The 18,082-nt window shown below is 71.1% G+C and carries 16 protein-coding genes; 2 read left to right on the top strand and 14 right to left on the bottom strand.

The annotated features are described in order from the left end of the window. Positions 1-248: 248 nt before the first annotated feature. Complete coding sequence (locus ABZT47_RS17115; RefSeq protein WP_354842226.1) at positions 249-1,742, top strand: MFS transporter; 1,494 nt, start codon at positions 249-251, stop codon at positions 1,740-1,742. 372 nt (positions 1,743-2,114) lie between these two features. On the opposite strand, the gene ABZT47_RS17110 is transcribed toward ABZT47_RS17115, so the two are convergent. Further along, positions 2,115-3,938, bottom strand: coding sequence for a CoA transferase (locus ABZT47_RS17110; RefSeq protein ID WP_354842223.1), 1,824 nt, complete (start codon positions 3,936-3,938; stop codon positions 2,115-2,117). A gap of 123 nt (positions 3,939-4,061) precedes the next feature. On the opposite strand from ABZT47_RS17110, the gene ABZT47_RS17105 reads away from it, so the two are divergent. Beyond that, positions 4,062-4,784, top strand: coding sequence for a peptidoglycan DD-metalloendopeptidase family protein (locus ABZT47_RS17105; protein ID WP_354842220.1), 723 nt, complete (start codon positions 4,062-4,064; stop codon positions 4,782-4,784). Positions 4,785-5,132: 348 nt separating this feature from the next. On the opposite strand, the gene dprA is transcribed toward ABZT47_RS17105, so the two are convergent. The 13 genes from dprA to rpsP all read right to left on the bottom strand — a co-directional run bounded on the left by dprA (position 5,133) and on the right by rpsP (position 18,064). After that, positions 5,133-6,263, bottom strand: a complete 1,131-nt coding sequence (gene dprA / locus ABZT47_RS17100; protein ID WP_354842217.1) for a DNA-processing protein DprA — start codon at positions 6,261-6,263, stop codon at positions 5,133-5,135. Positions 6,264-6,948: 685 nt separating this feature from the next. Next, positions 6,949-8,496 (bottom strand): YifB family Mg chelatase-like AAA ATPase, encoded by a 1,548-nt coding sequence (locus ABZT47_RS17095; protein ID WP_354842214.1) that lies wholly within the window; start codon positions 8,494-8,496, stop codon positions 6,949-6,951. Beyond that, complete coding sequence (locus tag ABZT47_RS17090) at positions 8,497-8,850, bottom strand: YraN family protein (RefSeq protein WP_354842211.1); 354 nt, start codon at positions 8,848-8,850, stop codon at positions 8,497-8,499. A gap of 327 nt (positions 8,851-9,177) precedes the next feature. Next, positions 9,178-11,349, bottom strand: a complete 2,172-nt coding sequence (locus ABZT47_RS17085; protein WP_354842208.1) for a CehA/McbA family metallohydrolase — start codon at positions 11,347-11,349, stop codon at positions 9,178-9,180. 508 nt (positions 11,350-11,857) lie between these two features. Next, positions 11,858-12,181 carry a DUF2469 domain-containing protein gene (locus tag ABZT47_RS17080; protein WP_012888569.1) on the bottom strand — a complete coding sequence of 108 codons (324 nt, stop codon included), beginning with the start codon at positions 12,179-12,181 and terminating at the stop codon, positions 11,858-11,860. A gap of 39 nt (positions 12,182-12,220) precedes the next feature. Then, complete coding sequence (locus ABZT47_RS17075; protein ID WP_354842203.1) at positions 12,221-12,916, bottom strand: ribonuclease HII; 696 nt, start codon at positions 12,914-12,916, stop codon at positions 12,221-12,223. Positions 12,917-13,046: 130 nt separating this feature from the next. Beyond that, on the bottom strand, positions 13,047-13,823 hold the full coding sequence (lepB, locus tag ABZT47_RS17070; protein WP_354842201.1) for a signal peptidase I: 777 nt from the start codon (positions 13,821-13,823) through the stop codon (positions 13,047-13,049). A 150-nt stretch (positions 13,824-13,973) separates the two neighbouring features. Next, positions 13,974-14,795, bottom strand: a complete 822-nt coding sequence (gene lepB / locus ABZT47_RS17065; protein ID WP_354842198.1) for a signal peptidase I — start codon at positions 14,793-14,795, stop codon at positions 13,974-13,976. A gap of 268 nt (positions 14,796-15,063) precedes the next feature. Next, positions 15,064-15,429 (bottom strand): 50S ribosomal protein L19, encoded by a 366-nt coding sequence (rplS, locus tag ABZT47_RS17060; protein ID WP_354842196.1) that lies wholly within the window; start codon positions 15,427-15,429, stop codon positions 15,064-15,066. A gap of 378 nt (positions 15,430-15,807) precedes the next feature. After that, on the bottom strand, positions 15,808-16,653 hold the full coding sequence (gene trmD / locus ABZT47_RS17055) for a tRNA (guanosine(37)-N1)-methyltransferase TrmD (RefSeq protein WP_354842395.1): 846 nt from the start codon (positions 16,651-16,653) through the stop codon (positions 15,808-15,810). A gap of 40 nt (positions 16,654-16,693) precedes the next feature. Next, entirely contained in the window at positions 16,694-17,209 is a 516-nt protein-coding gene (gene rimM, locus ABZT47_RS17050) for a ribosome maturation factor RimM (protein ID WP_354842193.1), read from the bottom strand. 143 nt (positions 17,210-17,352) lie between these two features. Further along, positions 17,353-17,595 (bottom strand): RNA-binding protein, encoded by a 243-nt coding sequence (locus ABZT47_RS17045; RefSeq protein WP_354842190.1) that lies wholly within the window; start codon positions 17,593-17,595, stop codon positions 17,353-17,355. 1 nt (position 17,596) lies between these two features. After that, positions 17,597-18,064 (bottom strand): 30S ribosomal protein S16, encoded by a 468-nt coding sequence (gene rpsP / locus ABZT47_RS17040; RefSeq protein WP_354842188.1) that lies wholly within the window; start codon positions 18,062-18,064, stop codon positions 17,597-17,599. Positions 18,065-18,082 lie beyond the last annotated feature (18 nt).

Genomic DNA, 18,082 nt, shown 5'->3' with positions numbered 1-18,082 from the left:
CCCGCCCCCCGCCCCCGCCGAGCCCGACGCCCACGGCGCCCCCGTGGGCGCGATGCCCTAGAACGCCCCCACCTTCGCCTTCATGGCCGGCATGACCATGACCGCCACCGTGAACCCCTCACCACCCGCCGAGCCGCGCACCCCGGACCTCCGCCGTCTCCATCCGACCCGGCTCAGGTCGGAACTCCGCGGAATCCGCCATCCATGAAGGGTGGCTTTCAGAGTTGTGAAGCGTTACTTTCATATTCATGATCGAGCTTCTCCCCCTCCGACGGCAACGGGATTACCGGTTGCTGTGGTCCGCCCGTGCGGTGTCCGAGACCGGCACCGAGGTCTCCCGCCTGGCCGTCCCCCTCACCGCCGCCGCTCTGCTGAACGCCACTCCGGTCCAGATGGGCCTGCTGACGGCCGCGACGTCACTTCCGTACCTGCTCATCGGTCTGCCCGCCGGCGCGTACGCCGACCGGCTCCGCCGACATCGTCCCCTGCTGGTCTTGTGCGAAGTCGTCTCGGGAGCCGCCGTGCTCACCGTGCCGCTCGGCTGGCTGGCCGGCCTGCTGACGGTGCCCTGGCTGATCACGGTCGCCCTGGTGATCGGCACCTGCTCGGTCTTCTACCGGGCGGCCTGGTTCCCGCACCTGCCCAGCGTCGTCGCGCGCGAGCAGCGCACGGCGGCGATCGCCGGCTTCCAGATGGTCTACTCGACCGCCGGCATCTGCGGCCCGGGACTGGCCGGCCTGCTGGTTCAGGCGATCACCGCCCCACTGGCCCTGGTCGCGGACGCGGCGTCGTTCGCCGTTTCGGCCCTCCTCCTCCACTCCCTCCGATCCCCCGAAACCGCCACAACCTCCGGGAGCACATCCCTCACCACCCCCGAGAGCACGTCTTCCACCGCCGCGAGCGACAGCACCGCCTCCGGCGCCACGAGCAGCGCCACCGCCTCGCACAGCAGGGACAGCGCCGGCACCAGGAGCAGCGCCGCCTCCGGCACCACCAGCGGCGCCACCGCGACAAAGTTCATGCGTGACACCACGAGCGGGACGGATACCAGCACCGAGATCGAGACCGACGCCGCGGCGGAGGCGACCATCGGCACTCGGACGAGCCTTCTACAGGACACGCGCGAAGGCATGCTGACCGTCATGAGGCACGGCACACTGAGGACGCTGATCGGCGCGGGAGTGCTGATCAACTTCGCCTCGGCCGCTCAGATGGCGCTTCTGGTCCTGTTCACGGTGCGGACTCTCGGGATGCAACCGGGTGCGGTCGGGCTGCTGGTGGCGGCGTCCGGCGTCGGTGGCCTGCTCGGCGCGGTGACGGCCCCCCGGCTGACCGGCCGTCTCACCGAAGACCGCACCATCCTGATCGCCGTCGCTCTCTTCCCCCTCGAGTTCGTCGCGATCGCCTCCGCCCACGGCTCGGCCGTCGTGCTGGTCCCGCTGCTGATGGGCGCGTTCGCGGTCAGCGGCATGGCGGCGGTGCTGTTCAGCGTCTGCTACGGGACCATCCAGCTTCGCGAGTCCCCGCCCGACATGCTCGGCCGGGTGAACGCGACCATGACCGTCTCCACGCTCGGCGTCATGACATTGGGAGGTGTCGCGGGCGGCGTGCTCGGCGAGTTCCTCGGCCTGCGTCCCACAATGTGGGCGTGCGCCTTCGTGGTCCTCCTCGCGGTGTCCCTCGTCTGGTCCTCACCCCTCCGCCACGCCCTTTCCGCACCCCACCGCCCCACCCCGGCCTGAGTCCCCCGCCCCACCAGCCTGACCCCCATCGCCCCACCAGCCTGAAGCCCACCACTCATCCCGGCTTGAACCCCACCGCCCCCACCAACATGAACCCCACCGCTCATCCCGGCCTAAGTGCCACCTCCCCGATCACTCCGCCGCGGCGGTGCGACCACCTCCCTGACCACCCCACCACGGCAGCGAAACCCACCACTTGCAAGAGGCTCCCGGCGAGATCCGCTCACCTGGGACCGGCGCGCCGGCAGAACGCCTGCCACGGCGAAGCCCACCACCCACGAAGCCATCTCCGGCTCGGCCCGGATCTCGCTACCACGCACCGACTTCAGCCCTCGCAAAGAGCCCTGTCCGGATCGGACCGCCCCCAGCTCTTCACCTCCAGGCGGGAAGGTGTTCGCCGCGCCGGGGCGGCGGCGTGGTCCAGGAAGGCCGGACATCGCCGATCGCCCCAGGGGCACGGACGTAGGTGAGCGTGCCGGATGAGCTGTCCATCTCCTCCAGCAGGTCGTCCACCTCAGGCTCGCCGACCGCCATGCCGTCGACCCGGCCGAGTCGGTCGAGCCAGAGGGCGGTACGAGCGAGGGACAGTTCGACATGCCATGACCCGCCCTCCCGCTGCCGGCGCAGCAAGCCGGCGATCGCCCCGAGGGCGGCGAGCCAGCCGGTCGCATGGTCGAGCACCTGGGCCGGCAGCGGCACAGGACGAGCCCCCTGTCCCTGCTCGTGTGCGATACCGCAGACCATCTGGACCAGGCTGTCGAACCCCCGTCGCCGTGACCACGGCCCACGCGAACCGTAGGCCGAGATGTCCACGCAGACGAGCCCCGGCCTCCTAGGCGTGCCCGCGGCGTCCGCCGACCGGATGGCCGCCAACTCGCGCGGGCCGAACCCCAGCCGCGCCAGCGCCCCCGGCCGGTAGGACTGGACGACCACGTCCGCCCCCATCACCAAGTCCCTGAACGCCGCCGCCCCCTCCGCAGTACGCAGATCGATCTCGCACGATCGCTTGCCCAGCGCCGTGCTGATCACCAGCCCCGGGACCTCCGGCAGATGTGCCGCGCCGACCCGTAGGACCTCGGCCCCGTACGCCGCCAGCGTCCGCGTCGCGACCGGGCCGGCGATCACCCGAGTGAGGTCCAGCACCCGCACCCCCGCCAACGGCCGCACCCCCGACCTGCGAACCGCCCCGGCGACGGCACTCCCCTCGCCCTGGATCAAACCCGTGACAGCACGACCATCACCCCGGGCCGGACCCGTGACACCACTCCCACCACTTCCGGACGAACCCGTGGCGGCACTGCGGCCACGCTCGACCGAACCGGTCGCAGCAGCCTCCCCGCCCCCGGCCCAACCAGTCACCGCACTGCCGCCGCCCTCGGCCAAGCCAGTGAAAGCAGTACCGCCCCCGGCCGCACCGGTCCCACCATCACCGCCCCCGGCCAAATCAATGACATCACCGCCAGCCGAACCGGTCGCGCCCCCGTCACCACTCCCGGCCGAACCGGTCGCTACACCGTCATCGCCCTGGGCCAAGCCAGGGACACCACCGTCACCGCCTCTGACCACATCAGTGATAGCGCTCTCAACGCCCCGGACCGAGCCGATGACGGGACTTCGATCAAGGGGACTGAGGCCGATCACAGGGAGTCCTTCCACGGCTCTGCCCTGTGGATGCGACCGCCACTGCGCGCGGCTCCGCATGGCGGCCGCGCATCCCCCTGCCCGGGTCACCACATCCTCCACGTCCAAGGCCGCGCGCCCGGCGCAAGCGGCGACCACGGCGGCCCTGTCCGCACCTCGGGGCAACTCCAGCGCGTGCAGCACGGCGTCCCGATGATGATCGAAGTTGCAGTGCAGACGGACCCATCCGCCGTCGGCCGTGCGATAGTCCCCGGACAGCGGCGCCCAGAGATCAGGGGTCGTCCCGTCGATGCGGAAATACCGTTCGTCCCGGAACGCGACCGCCGCCTCCCGCACGTCGACTGCCACCTCCCCCGACGCGGCCCCGGCCACCGTCTCCGGCTTCTGCGACCAATACGTCGCGACGGCGCCAGTCACCGCGCCGACGCAGGCGGCCGCGGCCGCCCCGACGCGGAACACGGAGGGAAGGATCGGATCATCGCCGACCACACGCACTGCCGGCAGGTCCACCCCGACCTCCGCCGCCAGGCCACCGATGATCTCTCTGACCTCCACCGCTCCCCCTGACTCCAACACGACGCCGGCCACAGACCCGACGTACTCACCGCGCTCGCGCGGTTATGCACAGAATCCGATTCAGCCACATCATGGCGGCCTCCTCCAGGACAGTCTCCTGCCATGCGCCCTTCGACCACCCGCCTGGCCCTGACGTTCCTCACCGTCGTCATCGCCGCATCCGCGTCCCCACCCCACCCGCAAGTCGCCCCAACCGCCGCCACCGCCATGGCCCTGGGAACCGCCTCGACCACCCCGCCGTCCCCCACACGACCCACTGCGGCGGCGCCGTCGCCCCTCGCCACCCCACCCACCTCGACCGTCTCGCCGCTCCTCGCCACCCAACCCACCTCGGCCCCCTCGCCGCCCTCGGCGCAGGGAGGAACGGCGTTCTCAGACGCCCCTGGTGATCAGGCCCGTTGGGGCCCGCCTGTGGAGGGGCACGTCAGGGTGTTGCGCCATTTCGCTCCCCCGGCGCGGCCGTGGCTCGCCGGGCACCGAGGAACCGATGTCGCCGTACGCCTTGGACAGCGGGTGAGGGCGGTGGGCCCCGGCATCGTCGGCTACGCGGGGCCGTTCGCCGGCCGTGGCGTGGTGATGATCGTGCATCCGAACGGGCTGCGCACGACGTACCTACCGGTGCACGCGACGGTCCGGCGTGGACAGAGGGTGACGCTCGGCCAGACCGTCGGCACCGTCGAAGCATCCACCTCCCACTGCACGTCCCCCTGCCTGCACTGGGGCCTGATCGACAAGTGGCGCTACCTCGATCCACTGCTCCTCGTCGCCCACGGCCAAGTACGACTCCTCCCCCACTGGCCCACAGACACCCCCACCCGACCATGACCAGCAAAATGGCCTGAAGCGGCTCAAGGCAGAGGTAACTCCAAACTCCCACTCGCGGAAGCACGAGCACACAGCCCCACAGTGCAACCTCGGCATCACGCCGCCGACGAGCTAGGCGGTCCAATCGGCGCCGATCACGTGCAGCGGCGACCGGTCAAGGTGGAAACTCGACTGCTTCCGTCACGTGACCTCGCCGAGCACCTTCCCCAGGCCGATCAACGCGGACACTCGGACCGGCCTCCCGTCACGCGGAAGCGGAGACGATCCCCGCCGAGGCGCGTCAAGGTGGACGTCCCCTCAGCTTCTGTCACGTGACGTTGTGGACGGTGTCGGTGCAGGTGACCGGGGTCAGCGCTCGTTTCGAGCCATGCGGCGGAGGCGCCAGCCGCGGTCTGAGCGCTCGACATATCCCGCCGCCGCCAGGGCTCCGAGGCAACTGAGAACGGTCGCGAGATCCACGCCGGCTGCTACGGCTATCGTCGCAGGACCGGCTCCTGACCTTGCCGGCACCGCTTCCAGCACGGCCCGGGTCTCCTCGTCAAGGCGGTCGCGTGGCAGCACCGGTCCCCGGGGCTCGGGTGCGAGGTCATCACCGATGGCACCGACCAGCTCGATCACGTCCCTTGCCGAGGTGACGCAGACGGCCTCGGCTCTGCGGATCAGCCGGTGACACCCCGCGGACATCTCGGAGGTGACCGGACCCGGCACCGCGGCGAGATGCCTGTGGAGAGCGACCGCGTGCGCGGCGGTGTTCAGCGCTCCACTGCGCAGAGCCGCCTCTACGACGACGGTGCCTCGGGCCAGCGCCGCGATCACCCGATTGCGGATGAGGAAGCGCGGCCGGGTGGGGCGGACCCCGGGCGGGCACTCGCTCACGATCACCCCCTTCCTGCGGACCGCCGCGAACAGATCATGGTTGGCGGCGGGGTAGACGATGTCGATGCCGCACGCGAGTACGGCGATGCTCGAGGCCGAGCCGGCCAGGGCGCCGCGGTGCGCGGCGGCGTCCACCCCGTAGGCGCCTCCCGAGATGACGCTCCAACCCCCCTCCGACAGGTTGGCGCTCATCTCCGCCGAGACGTGAGCGCCGTACGGCGTGGCCGCGCGGGAACCGACCATCGCCACCGAACGAAGGCAGGAGAACCGGAGATCCGCGTCTCCGCGCAGCCAGAGGGCGACAGGACGTTCAGGTCCGAGATCGTCCAGTTGGGTCGGCCACTCCAGGTCTCCGGGAACGATCAGGCGTGCGCCCAGCCGTTCGCCCTCGCCGAGGTCGGCCAGCGGATCGGCCGCCTGAAGCCTGGCCTGCCACGCCCTGAGGTGACGGTCAACATCCGGTGGTCTGCTCCTACCGGAGGTCATCTCATCGACGAAGCAGGGATCGAGCCGCCCCTGTCGCACCTGCCCCAGCGCGCCCTCGGGCCCGTAAGCGGCGATCAGCCTGCCCATGAGACCGTCACCCGCGTCGGAGATACGCATCAATGTGACCCTCGCCAGCCTCCCGGGACCACGCTGGAAGGAGGTGCCCTTACCGCCTCTCCCCGGAGAATCACCCCGGCGACCGGGGGACGACCGACCGACCAGGGACTCACCAGCGCCTCCACTGACGGCCCCGGCCGGTACAGCCGAGATGACGGCCTCGCCCCCAGGCGACACGGACAGCTCGACCGCTCCCTCTGCAGAGGGCATGGATGAGAGGACGGTCCCATCACGTGGCGGTCCGGGCGGCCCCTTGATGTCCCCGGCGGTCGGCATTGTGAGGGCGGTGTCCGCCTGGGACCGCGCGGGGGCCGCGGTGACCGGCGCGGGCGACCGGGCATCCGCGGAGATGACTTCGGCCGGCACGGAGGATGCCGCGGCGACTCCCGGCGACGTGCCGGCGGCTTGTGGCACGTCCACGGCTTGGGTCGCGTCGATGGCCGATGAACCGCCGCCCCCCACGCTGCACGACCCGTGCTCCACTTCGGTGGTACATAGGGCGACATCTCTAGCGGCATGGAAAGACCTCGCATACAGAGCGGAGTCCGGGACGGGTGGTCTGCCCGAGCAGACGGCGGAGGGCTGGTGGTGGCTGGAGGGTTGGAGTGCGCCGGGTGGATGTGAGGGCGGGAGGGGGGTGGGGGTGGGCATTGGGGCCTCTGGAGAGGAGAGGAGGGAGGAGGGGTTAGTCGGTGCCCAGCCATAACGCGAGGGCGGCGGTGGTATCTCGGAGCTCGGGGCGGTCTTTGCCCACAAGGTCGGCGAGGGTCCAGGACAGGCGGATGACGCGGTCGAGACCTCGGGCGCTCAGTTCGCCGGTGTCCAGGCAGCGGTACAGGGGGGACATCGCCGGAGCGGCGAGGCGGTAGTCGGCGTGGAGCGCCGCCGTGGGGATCTCTGCGTTGCATCTCCACGGAGTGCCCGCGAGCCGCTTGAGCGTGCGCTCGCGTGCCAGCGCCACCCGTTCGGACACCACGGCGCTCGGTTCGATGAACTGGCGGTCGGACAGCAACTCACGCCGGGTCGAGCGCGCGAGCTTGACCTTGACGTCTATGCGGTCGACGAGCGGGCCGGAGAGCCGGGCCAGATAGCGTCGCCGCTGGTGGGGCGTGCACTGGCAGGGACTCTCGGGGGTTGACGGCTGGGCACAGGGACAGGGATTGGCGGCCAGCACCAGCATGAACCGGGCGGGAAAGGTGACCGTGCCGATGGCCCGTGCGACGGTGACCTGCCCGGACTCCAGCGGCTGCCGGAGCGAGTCGAGCACGCGCGCCGGGAACTCGGGTGCTTCGTCCAGGAACAGCACGCCGCGGTGGGCGAGGGAGACGGCGCCCGGCCGGATGACACCGCTTCCACCACCGACGATCGCCGCGACGGTGGCGGTGTGGTGCGGCGCCATGAACGGCGGGTGCCGCAGCAGCGGGCGGCCCGGCGGCAGGGCGCCCGCGACCGAGTGGATGGCGGTGACCTCCAGCGCCTGGTCGCGATCGAGGGGCGGCAGCAGGGTGGGCAGACGCTCGGCCAGCATCGTCTTGCCGGTGCCGGGCTGGCCGAGCATCCACAGGTTGTGGCCGCCGGCGGCGCACACCTCCAGAGCCCGGCGGGCCATGGCCTGCCCGGCGACGTCGGCCAGATCGAGGGCCGGACCCTCGAATGCCTCGCGGGCGGCGCCCGGCGGAGGTTGCTCTGCCTCCCGCATGACCGGCAGGCATGCCTCGTCACCGGCGCGGAGGTTGTCGACCAATTCGGCGAGCGTGAGGACGGGCACCACGGTGATCCCGGGGACCAGGCATGCCTCCTCGGCGTTGGCCATGGGGACCACGACGCACTGCGCGCCGGCCTCCGCCGCGGCGAGCACGGCGGGAAGAACGCCTCGCACGGGCCGCAGGGAGCCGTCCAGCCCGAGTTCGCCGAGGAAGAAGGGCGGTGCGACGCGTTGCCTGGGGATCACTCCGGCGGCTCCGAGCAGGGCGACCGCGATGGCCAGGTCGAACAGGCTGCCGCGCTTGGGCAGGCTGGCCGGGAACAGGCTGATGGTGACCCGTGCGTCCGGCCAGGGATATCTGCTGTTGATGACGGCCGAGCGGACGCGGTCGCGGGCCTCGCTGAGCGCGGTGTCGAGCATGCCGATCAGGTGGACGCCGGCGATGCCGTGGCCCACGTCGGCCTCGACCTCCACCACGTGGCCGCTCACGCCCACCAGCGCGACGCACCGCGTGCGAGCGACGGCCATCTACGACACCCCCCGGTCATGCCTGATCGAGAACTCGCCGGCGAAGCGCTCAAGGGCGATCACGTCGATGCGGATGGAGGAGAACCACTCGCTCTGGCCACTGAGCCAGCGGGCCGCGACCGTGCGGAGCTTGGCCAGCTTCGCCGCGGTCACCGCCTCGAAGGCGGAGCCGTGGCTGCGCCCGGAGCGGGTCTTGACCTCGACGACCACGAGGACCGGGCCCTCACGCCCGAGGATGTCGATCTCTCCCTCGGGACAGCACCAGTTGCGCTCGAGGATGCGCAGGCCCGCCGCCCGCAGATAGTCGACGGCGAGCTGCTCGCCGTGCCGTCCAAGCTCGTGTGCCATGGCCATGGGACCACCTCCGGCCCCGACCTTCGCGCACGCCGCCTGCCGCCCGGCTCGCCGAACGAGTTTCTGTGGACAGACCACGCCGCGGGTGGTGGGATACGCGTCCACAGACGCCGAAGTGAGGAGAGAAATGTCCTGATACGCGGCTGATTTCCAATGCCGCGCCACGGCGAAACGATCCCGAATGATGATATTTGAGGCTATTTCGGGGCTGTGGACAGACGACGGCAGTTCGCTGCTGTGGGCCAGAGCACAACTCAGCGCGCCACCGGCTTCGACACTGGGGGTCGGCGTGGGGGCGATCTTCGAGGGGGTGGGCGTGGAGGAAGGTCAGGGGCGTAGGCGGGCGGCATAGACGCGTCTGGCCTCTTCGATCCGGCCGAGGTGGTCGTCGAGTTGCCCACTGGTGTCAAGGCGTGCCCGTTCTCGGATCAGTCGCTCCAGCCGGTCGAGCCACTCGAGGCACCAGTGGACGTCCTCGGCCCGGGACACCCGCCGGCCGCGCACGTCCACGTAGACCGGGCTGGTGTGCGCGAACACGTGGGTGAACAGCGAGCGCGGGTGCGGGCCGCCCTCGGCGAGGGCAACAATGTAGGTGGGCTCACCGACGGTGAACTCAACGCTGAACTCGGCCGTGGAATCCGCGGTGGTGAGGTCGTTGGGCGGGCCCTCGGCGAGAATGCCGGTCGCGGTGCGGATTGTGAGTCGCTCGACCTCCGGTCCGATCACCCTGACCGTGACTCTCACCCGGTCGCCGAGGGCGCGGTCGATCGTGTCCCCAGGGTGGTGACCGTCCACGGTGAGCTCCAGGAAGGGCCCCGTGGTGGCGAACGTGCGTCCGCGCCGCACCGCGTCGGCGTAGGAGGCGGCGGTCAGCGGCCCGTCCACCTTGGCGTAGGTCCGCTCCCAGCCCAGCGGACTCGCCACCGGCTCGATCCGCTGACGGGTGAACGACAGCATCGAGTCGGTGCCCGCCACGGCGGCCAGCCGGTTGCCCGCGCCGAGCAGCCTCCGGTACACCGCCGACGATCCGGCGGCCGAGGAGAAGTGCAGCACTTCCATGCTGTCGACCAGGCCGAGCGCGGCGTCGACCACCGCCATCCGCGCCGTGCAGGCGGGCCGTCCAGTGCCGATGATGTCCTCCGGGGCATCGATCGGCGAGTGGAAGCAGTGCGCGTAGCCGACGATCGCGCCGAGGTCGTGGAGCTCCTCGCAGGCCGTGCTGGTGGGCGGCCAGTCGGCGGTGCCGTCGAACCCGCTGTGGTAGCGGGCCGGCGGGGCGGTCAGCCCGAAGGCGTGGAGGTGCCCGAACATGTCGTTGCGGTACTCGACGCCCATGCGGGCGATGTGGGTCGCGTCCGACCACGGCAGGTCCTCGCCCGCCCAGTGCTCCAGCGCCTCCCGGTCATAGACGCGCCGGCCGGAGACGTTCGCGGCGAGCAGGTTGAGCACGTGCAGGTCCTCGCCATGCTGCATGGCCGCCGCCATCGCCGGGGTGGCGACGACGTCCCCGGCGAAGTTGAGGTGGACGTGCAGGTCCGCGCCGTACCATCCCTTGGCCGCCGCGTCGTGGACCCGCGCCGGTCTCAACTCGACCAGTGTCTCCGCGCAGGGCGCGACCACGGTCTCCCCGCGAGGGGTGATCGTGGTCTCCGCGGAGTCGTACTCCATGCCTCGGGTCACGCGGACGGTCAGGGGCTCGGCGGGTACGTCGAGGGCGATGTCGTCGCCATGGAAGTACGGCACGTTGTGGTGGTCGTATCTGGCGGGGGCGCCCTCGGGGTACCAACCCTGGCCGCCGGCGCTCCATACGCTCCACCGGCAGGGGAACCCGGCGCGGACCCGCAGCCGCGCCCGTGGGGCGAGACGGGTCAGATCGGACAGGTCGACCCGCTCAGCGCCGACCGTCACCTCGGTCGCGGTGTCGAGCTCGACCAGCCGGGCCCCGCCGGGGGCGACGCGGTGCGCTCGTCCGCCGACGCGGATCTCGGCCTCGGTCGCGCGGCCGTTGTCGATCAGCAGGGCCAGCGGGAGTGGCCTTCCGCCCGGTTCGAGCAGGGTACGCGGCCGGCCGTCCAGCCGATGGCCTCCGTGCGTGAGCCGCAGCACGGCCAGGCCATCGGGCAGGTCCCCGCCGGGCGGCTTCCCGTCGAGCGGCTTCCCGTCGAGCGATCCATTGATCGGCCTCCCATCGAGCGGCTCTCCAATGACCGGCTTCCCGTCGGGCGGCTCTCCGTCGAGCGCGTCCCTGAGCACCTCGTCGAAGTCCAGCTCGCGCAGGAGGGCCTCCTGCTCGGCGGCGGTGGCGTCCGGACACTCGGCTCGCACGCGGTCGGAGGCGGCCCGAGAGAACGCCTCGTCGTCGACGAACCGCGACGGGCTCATGGCTCTGACGTACGCGGTCGGGGGCTCACCCCAGGTGATTCCGTGCTCGGCCAGCGCATCGCGGTACTCCCGCAGCGCCTTGGCCACGACCTGCGGAAGCAGGGGATCGTCGGTCAACTCGTCCTCCCGGGAACCGTTGTGCCGCAATGGTCACATCGACAGGAGGCGACCCGGCCGCAGGTCCCGGGAGACAGGTGAGGTTTCTTCCTCCCTCGGATCGCCTCTGTATAGCCGCGAGTCGCTGCCGGGATCCCCGGCGGCCGTACAGCCGTAGGAAGGCGACGCGCAGACAGCACACGGAGCGAGTTGCCTACTGCTGAAGTGCTGAGGTCGGTAGCCCCCGCTCAGAGCCGGCACGGAAAGGCGCGTCCATGCGCGGGGGAGGGCGAGCGGACCCCCGTCGACGGCCAGACGCGGGGCCGCCGGAAGGCCGGCGGCCCCGCGTGGTGGGGACAGATGGCCGGCGCTGGGCGCTGCGGCCGGGGTTCGACGATCGCCCCGCGCGGCACGGAAGACGCGACCAGCGTCAGGCCGGCAGCGGCCGGGATCGGCCGGTGGCCCCGCCGGGGCCGCGGGAGCGCGGCCGAGGAGGCGGAGTGAGGGGTTCGCCGGTGGTTCGCGGGTGTTAGTTGGAGAAGCCTTCCTTGGGCATCTCGAGGTCGGGCTTGGCCAGTTCTTCGACGTTGACGTCCTTGAAGGTGACTACTCGGACATTCTTGACGAAGCGGGCAGGGCGATACATATCCCAGACCCAGGCGTCCTGCATCTTGACGTCGAAGAAGACATCGCCGTTCTCCGCCGTGCGGACGTCGAGATCGACGGAGTTGGTCAGGTAGAAGCGCCGCTCGGTCTCAACGACGTAGGTGAAGAGACCGACCACATCGCGGTACTCCCGGTAGAGCTGCAACTCCATCTCGGTCTCGTATTTCTCGAGATCCTCTGCGCTCATCCCGGTCCTCCACTTCCCTTCCTCCCCCGGTGCCGCCCATCAGAGGACACCGGCCCCCAATTCATTGTCGCCTATCTCGCCACCCGCTCCTGACCGCACCACCGAGTTCACCGTCACAAAGGAGAATCGATGATGCGGGCTGGGGCCGTGGGCGGCCAGAGCGCGCCGGTGACCGGCCGTGACGTATCCCTTGTGCTCGGCGAAGCCGTACTGGGGATAGAGATCGTCCAGCGAGGTCATCATGCGGTCCCTGGTCACCTTGGCGACGATGGACGCGGCCGCCACGCACGCCGAGACCTGGTCGCCCTTCCACACGGCCAACGACGGCGCGGGCAGGCCGGGCACCGGGAACCCGTCGATCAGAACGTACCCGAGATCACACCCGAGACCGGCGACGGCCCGCCGCATCCCGGCGATGTTGCACTTGTGCAGCCCACGTGTGTCGATCTCCTCGGGCGGTGTCACGACGACCTGCACCGCCCGGGCCGTGGCGAGGATGCGGTCGTACAGCACCTCGCGCCGGGCGGGGGTGAGGAGCTTGGAGTCGGCCAGGCCGTCGATCTCGCACCGCAGGACCACGGCGGCCACCACGAGCGGCCCCGCACAGGCGCCTCGGCCCGCCTCGTCCACCCCGGCGATCGGCGACAGCCCGCGCCGCGCGAGCGCCCGCTCGTAGCCGTAGAGCCCGGAGTCCCGCCGTACGACGCTCGGGCGCGGGCGGTAGGTGACGGTCATGAGGCGTGCGGCTCGGCGCCCCGCCGCGAGGGAACGGACCCGCGCGAGGGTCGGGCCCTTCGGCCGGAGAACGGCGATGCGAGCGCGACCATGAACACAAGCCTACGCCCCAATCGAAGGGAGGGGTACGTTATCGCACCTTTGCGAAGGTCTCCGGGACGGGGAGGGTGCCGACGCGGGACAGGGGCCAGTAGAGGGCGAAGGCCCTGCCGACCACGTCGCCGGTGGAGATCGTGCCGTGGTACCGGTTCTTCATGAACGCGCGGGAGTCCTCCGAGGCGGCCCGGTGGTCGCCCATGAGCCACAGCCGGCCCTTCGGCACGGTGATGTCGAAGTTCTCCTGGGAGGGGTAGTCCTGCGGGTTGAGGTAGGACCGCTCGTCGAGCGCGATGCCGTTGACGGTGATGCGGCCCTTGGCGTCGCAGCACTTGACGTGGTCGCCGCCGACGCCGATGACCCGCTTGATGAGCGTGGTGCCGTCCCAGCCCGTGAACACCACGACCTCACCGCGGTCGATGTCGCCGGTGATGCGGTTGACGACCACCCGGTCGTCGATCAGCAGGGTGTTCTCCATCGACTCCGACGGGATCCAGAAGGAGTCCAGGACGAACAGGCGCACCAGCACCGCGGCGAGGACCCCGATGAGCACCAGGACGACGGACTCGCGCCAGCCGGACTTCTTCTTCTCCTTCGCCACGCCGGGAGCACCGGAAGCGCCGGGAGCGCCGCCTTCGTCCGCGCCGCCGCCTCGGTCCGCGCCACCGGCCCCGTCCGTGGCCCCGGGGCCGTCCTCGGAGCCCTCGGCGGGCCTGGGGACGTCCTCGGCGGTGCCCCGGCCGGCGGGATCGGCGGAGTGCGGAGCGGGAGCCGGGTCCTGAGGGTCCGGATTGTCCTGTCTGACGCTCATCGGAATCGCGGGGCACCCTGGCGCCGGGAGGCCCGGGGAGAGCGGCCCTGTCTCCTTCGTCTTGGTCGGGGGGACGTCGGTGCGCGGCGCCCGGCCGCCCGCGTCAAAGCCGCGGGCGGAAACGGAGGCGGAGGCGGGCGCCGGAGAAGGTCAGCCGGCGCGGCCCCGGGCCCTGCGGACGACCCACCGGCGGCGCACCGCCAACAGCGGGAACGCCCCCGCGAAGCCCAGCAGCAGCGGCGCGGCGCCGTCCGCCATGGCGACGGTCTTCAGGGCGGCCTGGTTGAAGGTGTCGGGGATCGGCAGGGTGGTGGCGCGCGCGAACGGCCACACGATGACGAACGCCCGTCCGACGACCTTGTCCTTGGGGATGGCCCCGCCACCGGGGTCACCCTGGTGGGACCGCGAGTCGAGGGAGACCGAGCGGTGGTCGCCCATGACCCACAGGCGGTCCTTCTCGACCTTGATCTCGAAGAACTTCTGCGACGGCTGGTCGTCGGGGTACAGGTAGGCCTTCTCGTCCAGCGGGACGCCGTTGACCGTGATGCGCCCCTTGGCGTCGCAGCACTTCACCGTGTCGCCGGGCAGGCCGATGACGCGCTTGATGTAGTCCTTCTCGCCGGGGACCACCCCGAAGGCGGTGCCGACCCAGCGGAAGAAGCCCGCGACCGGGTTGGACGGATCGGGGACGTCGACCTCGGAGGCCCAGGAGTCGACCCCGGAGAACACCACGATGTCGCCGCGCTCGATGTCGCGCGTGTGGTAGACGAGCTTGTTGACCAGCACCCTGTCGTTGACGAGCAGGGTGTTCTCCATCGACTCCGACGGAATGTAGAACGCCTGGATCACGAAGCTCTTGATGATGAGCGCCAAGACCAGGGCGACCACTACCAGGACCGGGAGCTCACGCCAGAACGAGCCCTTTTTATCCTTGCCGCCCTTGGCGGACGGCTTGGTGTCTTCCGCGACCACGTCTACCTCGTCCCCGACGGGGCGGCGCGGACGCCGGCCCCCTGGCCATCGCTAGTCATCGCTGTCGAGCCTAAATGATGCGCGCTCCACGGCGGGTCGCCGACTCGGGATCACGTCCAAAGAAACTCCGCGTCCGAACAAGAGTGGACCCGGCGCCGGCCCGAAGGCCGACGCCCGGCGAGACGCCGCCGCAGGGTGCGAGTGGGCATGACTTCAGCGAAATGGCCCGCATCCCTGAGCGGGTGCGGGCCGTCGCGGGCGCCCGGCCTTACTTGGAGGTGGGCAGCGCGTCGCGCTTCTCGCGGATGCGGGCCGCCTTGCCGCGCAGGTCGCGCATGTAGTACAGCTTCGCCCGGCGGACGTCACCGCGGGTGACGACGTCGATCTTCTCGATGACCGGGCTGTGCACCGGGAAGGTGCGCTCGACGCCGACGCCGTAGCTCACCTTGCGGACGGTGAAAGTCTCACGGGCGCCGCCGCCCTGCCGGCGCAGCACGAAGCCCTTGAAGACCTGGATGCGGGACCGGTTGCCTTCGACGACGCGGACGTGGACCTCGAGCGTGTCGCCCGGGCGGAAGCTCGGGACGTCACTGCGTGTGGAGGCCTTCTCAAGCTCCTGGATCAGCGTGTGCATGACAGCGGTTCCTCGATTTTAGCGAGCGCCCGGAGGTCCGCCCGGCCATGCCAGAGGCACGGCGACGAGGAAGACACGAGCGCTGGGCTGGATACGTCCAAAGGCCGGGCCGTCTGCCCGGGCCGACCACGCCAACCACAGGGCAGTTGGCAGCAGCGATTCAGTCTGCCATATCTTCCGCCTCGAAGCGAAACGAAGCGCGACCACCGCGCCGACGGCGAAGCGCGGCCACACAACCGCCCGCTGAGCGCGTCCACAGAGCCGACCGCGACAGAGCGCGACGGACGAGCCCAGCCGGCCGGAACGAAGGGGCACGGGCGAAGGGTGCGGGCGAAGACCGGGCCGATCGACGTGAGGGCCGGCGGCAGGTGGTCGCCCTCAGGACGTCTCAGGGGGTTCGGGGACGACCGCGTCGCCACGACCCGTGGACGTTTCAGGGGGTTCGGGGACGACCGCGCCGTCAGGACCCGTGGACGTCTCGTCGAGGACCTCGCGGTCGCGCCGGTCCAGGGCCCGCCGGTCGAGCCGCGCCGCCAGTTCGGGACGCTTGGCGGCCGTGCGCCGCAGCGCCTGGTCCCGCCGCCAGCGGGCGATCGCCCCGTGGTTGCCCGACAGCAGGATGGGCGGCACCTCGTGCCCGCGCCAGACCGGCGGCTTGGTGTAGACGGGGCCTTCGAGCAGGCCCTCCATCGCACCGGGGGCGAAGGAGTCGTCGGTCACCGAGCCCGCGTTGCCGAGCACCCCCGGCAGCAGGCGGCCGACGGCCTCGACGATGACCAGCACCGCCGCCTCTCCCCCGGCCAGGACGTAGTCGCCGATGCTGACCTCGTCGAGGCGCAGGCGCGCCCCGTACTCGGCCATGACCCGGGAGTCGATGCCCTCGTAGCGGGCGGGCGCGAACAGCAGCCACGGCTCTTTGGCGTACTCCAGGGCCACCTGCTGGGTGAACGGCCGTCCGCTCGGGGTGGGCACGATCAGCCGGGGCGGCGCGCTCGCCGCCGCGACGACGGCGTCGATGGCCTCGCCCCACGGTTCGGGCTTCATGACCATGCCGGGGCCGCCGCCGTAGGGGGTGTCGTCGACGGTGCGGTGCACGTCGCGGGTCCAGTCGCGGAGCTGGTGCAGCCGGACGTCCAGCAGGCCCTTGTGGCGCGCCTTGCCGATGAGGGAGACCTCCAGCGGGGCGAAGTACTCCGGGAAGATCGAGATGATGTCGACGCGCATGGTCACCGCCCGCACGCCTCCGCGGCCCGCCGGGCGCCGGTCACGAGGTCTCCTCGGAGTCGAGCAGCCCGGGAGGGGCGTCGACGACGACGCGCCCCGCGACCAGGTCGACCTCGGGCACCAGGGCCTTGACGAACGGGACGAACACCTCCTCGCCGCGCCGGCGGATCACCAGCAGGTCCTGGCCGTGGTGGAGCACGTCGGTGATCTCACCGACGGTCTCGCCGCCGGTGGTGACGACGGGCAGGCCGATGAGCTGGTGGTCGTGGAACTCGTCGGGGTCGCCGGTCGGCGGGATGTCCGCCGAGTCGATGACGAGCATGGTGCCGCGCAGCGCCTCCGCCCCCTCGCGGCCGCGCACGCCGTCGAAGCCGAGCAGCAGGATGTTCTTGTGCCAGCGCATGCTCTCGACGACCAGGGGGCCGGTGCCCGGCGGGTCGGTGGCCAGGGCGCTGCCGGGGGCGAAGCGCGTGTCCGGGTCATCGGTGCGCACTTCGATGGTCACCTCACCACGGATTCCGTGCGGGCGGCCGATGCGGCCGACGACCAACTGCACGTCGCTGCTCCTTAGGGGCTGAAGGGGCCGGCCTGACGGGGCCGGCGGGCGCGGCGCCCCCGCGGGGACGCCGCAACCGCGACAGGGGACCGCCCGGGTGCCGGGGGTCCCCTGTGCGGAGGTGGTTCGCCTCTGTGGTCTGGTTACCGGGCTTCGTTCAGGTCGACCAGGTCGACCCGGACGTACTTGCCGTCGCCCAGGGCGTTCATCACGGTGCGAAGCGCCTTGGCCGTACGGCCGCCACGGCCGATGACCTTGCCGAGGTCGTCGGGGTGGACCCGGACCTCCAGGACGCGCCCGCTGCGGATGCGGCGGGGGCGGACCAGGACGTCGTCCGGGTGCTCGACGATGCCCTTGACCAGATGCTCGAGGGCTTCCTCAAGCACCTCAGGCCTCGCCTTCCGGCTTCTCCTCGGCGGCGGCCGGCTCGGCCGGGGCGGCGGGGGTCTCGTCGGCCTTCACGGTCTTCTTGGCCTTGCGCTGCGTGGTCGCGTTGCCGGTGCCGGTGTCACCGGACAGCGACTCCTTGGCGGCGGCCTCGTAGATGGCGTGACGGTCGGCCTTGGGCTCGGCCACCAGCAGAGCCGGCGGGGCGGGCTCGCCCTTGAACTTCTGCCAGTCGCCGGTGAGCTTGAAGAGCTTCAGGACGGGCTCGGTCGGCTGCGCGCCGACACCCAGCCAGTACTGTGCGCGCTCGGAGTCGACCTGGATGAAGGAGGGGTTCTCCTTCGGGTGGTAGAGGCCGATCTCTTCGATCGCACGGCCGTCACGCTTGGTGCGGCTGTCGGCCACCACGATGCGGTACTGCGGGTTGCGGATCATGCCGAGCCGCTTGAGCTTGATCTTGACTGCCACGGGTGTGGTCTCTCCTGA

Source organism: Sphaerisporangium sp. NPDC005289 (genome assembly GCF_040607455.1).
GTDB classification, from domain to species: domain Bacteria; phylum Actinomycetota; class Actinomycetes; order Streptosporangiales; family Streptosporangiaceae; genus Sphaerisporangium; species Sphaerisporangium rhizosphaerae.
This window is presented reverse-complemented; position numbering and strand designations above follow the sequence as displayed.

Coding starts and splice junctions, on each gene's coding strand:
- ABZT47_RS17115 (WP_354842226.1), top strand. CDS start 249: ATGATCGAGCTTCTCCCCCTCCGACGGCAACGGGATTACCGGTTGCTG.
- ABZT47_RS17105 (WP_354842220.1), top strand. CDS start 4,062: ATGCGCCCTTCGACCACCCGCCTGGCCCTGACGTTCCTCACCGTCGTC.
- dprA (WP_354842217.1), bottom strand. CDS start 6,263: ATGCGTATCTCCGACGCGGGTGACGGTCTCATGGGCAGGCTGATCGCC.
- ABZT47_RS17095 (WP_354842214.1), bottom strand. CDS start 8,496: ATGGCCGTCGCTCGCACGCGGTGCGTCGCGCTGGTGGGCGTGAGCGGC.
- ABZT47_RS17090 (WP_354842211.1), bottom strand. CDS start 8,850: ATGGCCATGGCACACGAGCTTGGACGGCACGGCGAGCAGCTCGCCGTC.
- ABZT47_RS17080 (WP_012888569.1), bottom strand. CDS start 12,181: ATGAGCGCAGAGGATCTCGAGAAATACGAGACCGAGATGGAGTTGCAG.
- ABZT47_RS17075 (WP_354842203.1), bottom strand. CDS start 12,916: ATGACCGTCACCTACCGCCCGCGCCCGAGCGTCGTACGGCGGGACTCC.
- lepB (WP_354842201.1), bottom strand. CDS start 13,823: ATGAGCGTCAGACAGGACAATCCGGACCCTCAGGACCCGGCTCCCGCT.
- rplS (WP_354842196.1), bottom strand. CDS start 15,429: ATGCACACGCTGATCCAGGAGCTTGAGAAGGCCTCCACACGCAGTGAC.
- trmD (WP_354842395.1), bottom strand. CDS start 16,653: ATGCGCGTCGACATCATCTCGATCTTCCCGGAGTACTTCGCCCCGCTG.